4 protein-coding genes are annotated in these 4,555 nt (G+C 50.2%); all 4 read left to right on the top strand.

Features of this window, described 5'->3' with window-relative positions:
• The first annotated feature begins 312 nt into the window (after positions 1 to 312).
• The 4 genes from AC13DJ_RS02575 (at position 313) to AC13DJ_RS02560 (ending at position 4,453) form a co-directional block, all read left to right on the top strand.
• Positions 313 to 513 (top strand): hypothetical protein, encoded by a 201-nt coding sequence (locus tag AC13DJ_RS02575; protein ID WP_482933545.1) that lies wholly within the window; start codon positions 313 to 315, stop codon positions 511 to 513.
• Entirely contained in the window at positions 510 to 2,627 is a 2,118-nt protein-coding gene (locus tag AC13DJ_RS02570) for a LysM peptidoglycan-binding domain-containing protein (protein ID WP_476131322.1), read from the top strand. The genes AC13DJ_RS02575 and AC13DJ_RS02570 overlap by 4 nt, the downstream gene beginning before the upstream one ends.
• Before the next feature lie 13 nt (positions 2,628 to 2,640).
• Entirely contained in the window at positions 2,641 to 3,579 is a 939-nt protein-coding gene (locus AC13DJ_RS02565; protein WP_342632019.1) for a formylglycine-generating enzyme family protein, read from the top strand.
• Positions 3,580 to 3,706: 127 nt separating this feature from the next.
• Positions 3,707 to 4,453 (top strand): hypothetical protein, encoded by a 747-nt coding sequence (locus AC13DJ_RS02560; protein WP_482933544.1) that lies wholly within the window; start codon positions 3,707 to 3,709, stop codon positions 4,451 to 4,453.
• Positions 4,454 to 4,555: the final 102 nt, after the last annotated feature.

The following is a 4,555-nucleotide window of genomic DNA, read 5'->3' as shown; positions in this document are numbered from 1 at the left end:
GGGATTGCTGGAGAGTGAAGGTACGCATGAGCCGAAAGCACTAACTGGGTGAATGGGTGTCAGATGCTATTATATCGCTCTAAGCCTTGTTATTGCAGGCTTTGGGCGTGAGTTCAGCTCGTTGAAGTCACGGATTCAGGTGATGGTCAATGGCGGCGATTCAGTGCAGATGGCCAGAGACCAGCCAGGCTGGCTTCTGAAGAAGGCTGGTTTGTTCTTGCTGATCACCATATTGAGGCCCAGGCAGCGATGGCCAGAGAAGAGTTCGCAACCAGGTTGGCCCGATATCTTTGTCTAAATGATACATCCAGAGTGAACGCGCTGATTCAGCAGGCCAGCTCGTTTGGGTTCCGTACAGAGAAAGACGTAAGCCGATTTGCAGAGCTCGCTGTAGTGCACGGAGAGCGCATTGAGCATCCAGAATTTCAGGCTATTTTGTCCAGTCCTGAAATGCCAGCAGGTATGCGCTTGAGTGAAGTGGATAAACGTTTGGCATATGGAGTTGCCTCATGAGTTCCGAGTATACCGTCAAGTCCGGCGACACCCTCAGTGCAATTGCACAGCGACACCAAACTACCTTAAGCAGCCTCCTGAGACTGAATCCGGATATCGACAATCCTGATCGGATTTTTCCCGGGCAGCGGCTCAAACTTCCCGCTGCGAACGACGCAGATTTCTCCAGCTGCGAGGTCGGACAGGTTGCTCAGGAACCATCATGTACAGAAGAAATTGTGGAAGTTGTCCATGTCACGGGTTCTGATGAGTTGATCCTGTTGACGAAAGAGGAGCTCTCCGAGTGGCTTGACGAAGAAAAATTCGTTTGTGGCCCAATCAATGAGTTTTATAAAAAGTTGGATAAACTCAACGACGGCGACCAGTATTCAGAATTGAGTCCGACTGATGGTGAAGGTCAGTTGCTGTCGGAAGTTCAGGAAGAGAAAGAGCGCCTAATTGAAGAGCTAGAAGCGCGATCTGTTCTTACTAACGATATGCAGAGCATACCGCCGATCACTGAGATCAAAAGATTGGCCGGTAATAGACATGTTACGTTTGTGCGTTCGGACAAAATGAAGAATCACCGGCGACGTTATTCCATAGCGGCAAGAGACCGGGCGAGGAGTGATGGATGGTTAACCGAGAATGGTGTTGACCCGGCAAAACTGAAGGATGCCATTCGAAGTGAGCTAAACATCAAGTTCAACGCAAAATTGTGGGAGCCTGATCAGAATGGTGCCCTCATGACGACATTGAACAAGTTTTACGATGAGGCGTCCTGGTCGATCTGGGGTGATGCCGAGGCAAGACAAAAAGCGATCGACGAAACTGGCTTTGATGCGTCGGCTGAGGCTCAGTTCATGCGATTTGCCGCGGGGGGAAGTGCTTCTGGTGAGTTTGATCCGAGAAAAGGCGAAGTTCACTTTCAAGCGAGGTTAGAAGGGCAGTTTGCTCTGGCGCAAGGCAAAGTGGGTATAGAGCAGGCATTTCCTGTGAATAATCGGTCGGAAATCCAGATCCCTTACCGGGTTGGCGGTTGGGACGGCGAGCGGAGAATTGCTTCGCTGGGGTATTTTCAGGCGGCGATTATGGCTTCCCTTTCGGGATTTGCCGGTGCCTCAGCACTTGTTGCCGGTAACGTTCATGTATCTACTACCGATGGTCTCCCAACTATCAAAGGAATTGCTGCTAGGCAGAACGGGCAGAAAGCAGAGATAGAAGGTGGTGTATTTGCGGGTATCCGAGGCGGGTGTGAAGTTTCAGGTGAGCTGCGCTGGAGAGATGTTCTAACTGAAGCGCGAGAGTGGGATAAGCTCTGCAGTATCGGGAAGAAGGTCGAGGCTGCGTTTGGCGCGGGAGCGGAGCTTAATATTCGGTTGTTATTCAGTGATAACACAGGAAAGTTCTACTGCAATGTCCATGCAGGGCTCGTCGTGGGTGTCGGAGCCTCAGGAAGTTTTCTTCTGGAAGTAGAAACCCAGAAAATTATGCGAATGCTGCATTTTGTATATAACGCGTTGCTTGATGTGGACTTCAGGTATTTGGAGTTATTCGATCCTGAGTCGGAAGCGTTCGGTTGGTATAAACGGATGAGCTTGTTTGCATTAGGACGTGGGCTAACTGCTGTTGCGGCAGCTCAGGAGTTTTCAACGAGCTTGGTGGCGGGGCTTGCTGAGTTTGTAGAAGATGTATTCGTTGGACGGAATCGTGAGCGGTTGGGAGCAGAGCTTGCTCAAAATGTTGTCAGTGATCTCGCTCTAGAAGAGAACGCCGTTTTCTTGCATTCCCCTCCGGAAGTCAAAGGCATAGTCTTGGACAATATTCTCTACGATTGGTGGGTTACCCCCGACATTTGGAGTAGTAACGATATAAAGATTCAAGCTGTGAGTGAGATTCTTGCATCGTTTCAGAGTTGGCGTGATTTCGAAGAAACGGTATTTCGGATGAATCCGGAGGGCGTTGCCAATCGTGAGGATTTTCAAGTGAACCTTGATCGCCTATTTCAGTTCGTAGGAAAAGGTGAAGCTGATCAAAGGTTATTCATTTATGAGCTGAGGAGTAAAGTCGCAATCGCGGGTAGACCAGTCAAAATGGACCCATTTAATGCCTGTCGAATATGCGGGATAGCTTAGGAGGCGTTGATAGATGTCGGGTGTTGATCCACTGAAAGTAGCTTGTTTGGTAGTAGTGCAAGTGTTTATTTCTGGCTGCGGCGAGGATGATCCAGTTTCTCTCGTACTGGAACAGGCAACAGACAATCAGGTGTTTGTGAAAGGCGGTGAGTTTGTTCTTGGAGATATTGGGAAGCCTGACGGTAGCCCTTACGTGACTCTGACTGACCATAGCCGCCCTGTAGTCAAAGTTAGAGTCGATAGTTACTCCATATCTCGATACGAGACGACTTGGGGCGAGATGGCGGTTTACTACGAAGAACTCGATCGACGTCACCTGTACGCAGAAGAATTTACGCTCAAAAAGTATTTGTTAGTCTCGGATGACCCCTTGTCACCGAACTATTACCGGAAGCCCGCCCGAGTACCAAATTACGGAGAGGCTGAGGGGTATTGCGCTTGGCTCGCAGAACGTACCGGGCTGCCTTTTGCTTTGCCTACCGAAGCCCAGTGGGAGTATGCGGCTCGAAGCCGGGGGAGGGAGGTGCCCTATGCCACGGATACAGGAGATGTCGAGAGGGATCCCTACCTGCGCCGCCCAAAAGAGTATGTTGACCCTTCGATACCGCCCTCTGGCAACACCCTAATGCACTCTTCGCTGAAGTTCGAGCGGCGCCCGGTTGGCAGCTACCCACCAAATCCGTTAGGCCTATACGACATGACGGGAAACGTAGCGGAATGGACGCAGGATTGGTTTCAGGAGGATTACTATAGATATGCTCCTTATGATAATCCGCGAGGCCCAGACTCACCGTCCGGTGAGGGACTGCCCAGTAAAACGGTGCGAGATTGGGGCGGCCGTGGCGACTGGTTTGGAGGCGGTGGGACTGTTTTCGCGCGGGGTGGTCGACCCGTAGATTTTGCAGGTATGGGCTTCCGCTGCGTCATCAACCACCCGGAGCCAATAAACTGATTAACGGAGTGCAATACTCTGACGCTGTACGACAAGTAATTCCGACGATAAATATGTGAGGTTTTCAAGTTCAGAGGAAGAGCTTAGCACTTTAATAAGAGTTGAGAAAACACGGACGTTACTATCAATGCAGTATATTTCAGCCTTTCTTTTCTTACCCTCAACGCTCGTTCTTCTCAGTTATGTAGCGACGACAGTGGCCGGCGGCTCTGGATATTCTTTTCTGGGAATCGAGAATAGGGCTCTGGACATCGGGTTCCTGATCGTCTTCTTTGTCAGCAGTGTGGTTGGATGGCTGACCGTGTTTTTCGGTGTGCCTTTTCGCGATGGAGATCGTATTACCCTCATTGGTAAAGGCTTGCTGATGGGGTTTCTGACGTGGCCTTTCGTAATTATCTCACTTTTTTTCGACGGCAGGATTGCTCTCGCAAGTTGCTTGTTCTTAGGTTGGCTTGGTTTGGCTGTTTCGTTCTTGCCCGCCATGAACAGCTTCTGGAATCGCCGGTTGCCTATACTTGGCATGCTTACGGTTGCACTAGGAATTCCTGTACTGATTAATCCGGCGCTATGGGCTACCTCCAAATCGGCTCCCATACGCGAGGCTTATTGGGGCGTTTATTATCCGGACTATGCAGTAGAAGAGGGTGAAGATTTTGTGGCGTACTATCAGGACCATGAGAAGCGCTTCGAAAAAACTCCACGTTTAATAATTTCCAAAACGGGAATGTTCTTGGTTAACGTCCTGGGTCGCCCGCTATCCAATAGCTTCAACCATTGCGGGGCAAGCGACAACGTTCACGTATTTGTCAGTAGTTCCGCGGATGGTTGTGGTTTCGAGAGTTATGGTGATTTCTGGTGTATGGAAGCAGGCTGAAGGGGTGGCGTATCCTGTTGGTTGATCACCGCCAAGATCACAACCAACAGAGGAATGATACGCCATGTCCGAGTCTAACCTGCATGCTCTTTCACAACCAGA

This window comes from Marinobacter sp. L-46, from assembly GCF_056859535.1.
The sequence above is the reverse complement of the archived record's forward strand: the minus strand, read 5'-3'. Positions and strand labels throughout refer to the sequence as shown.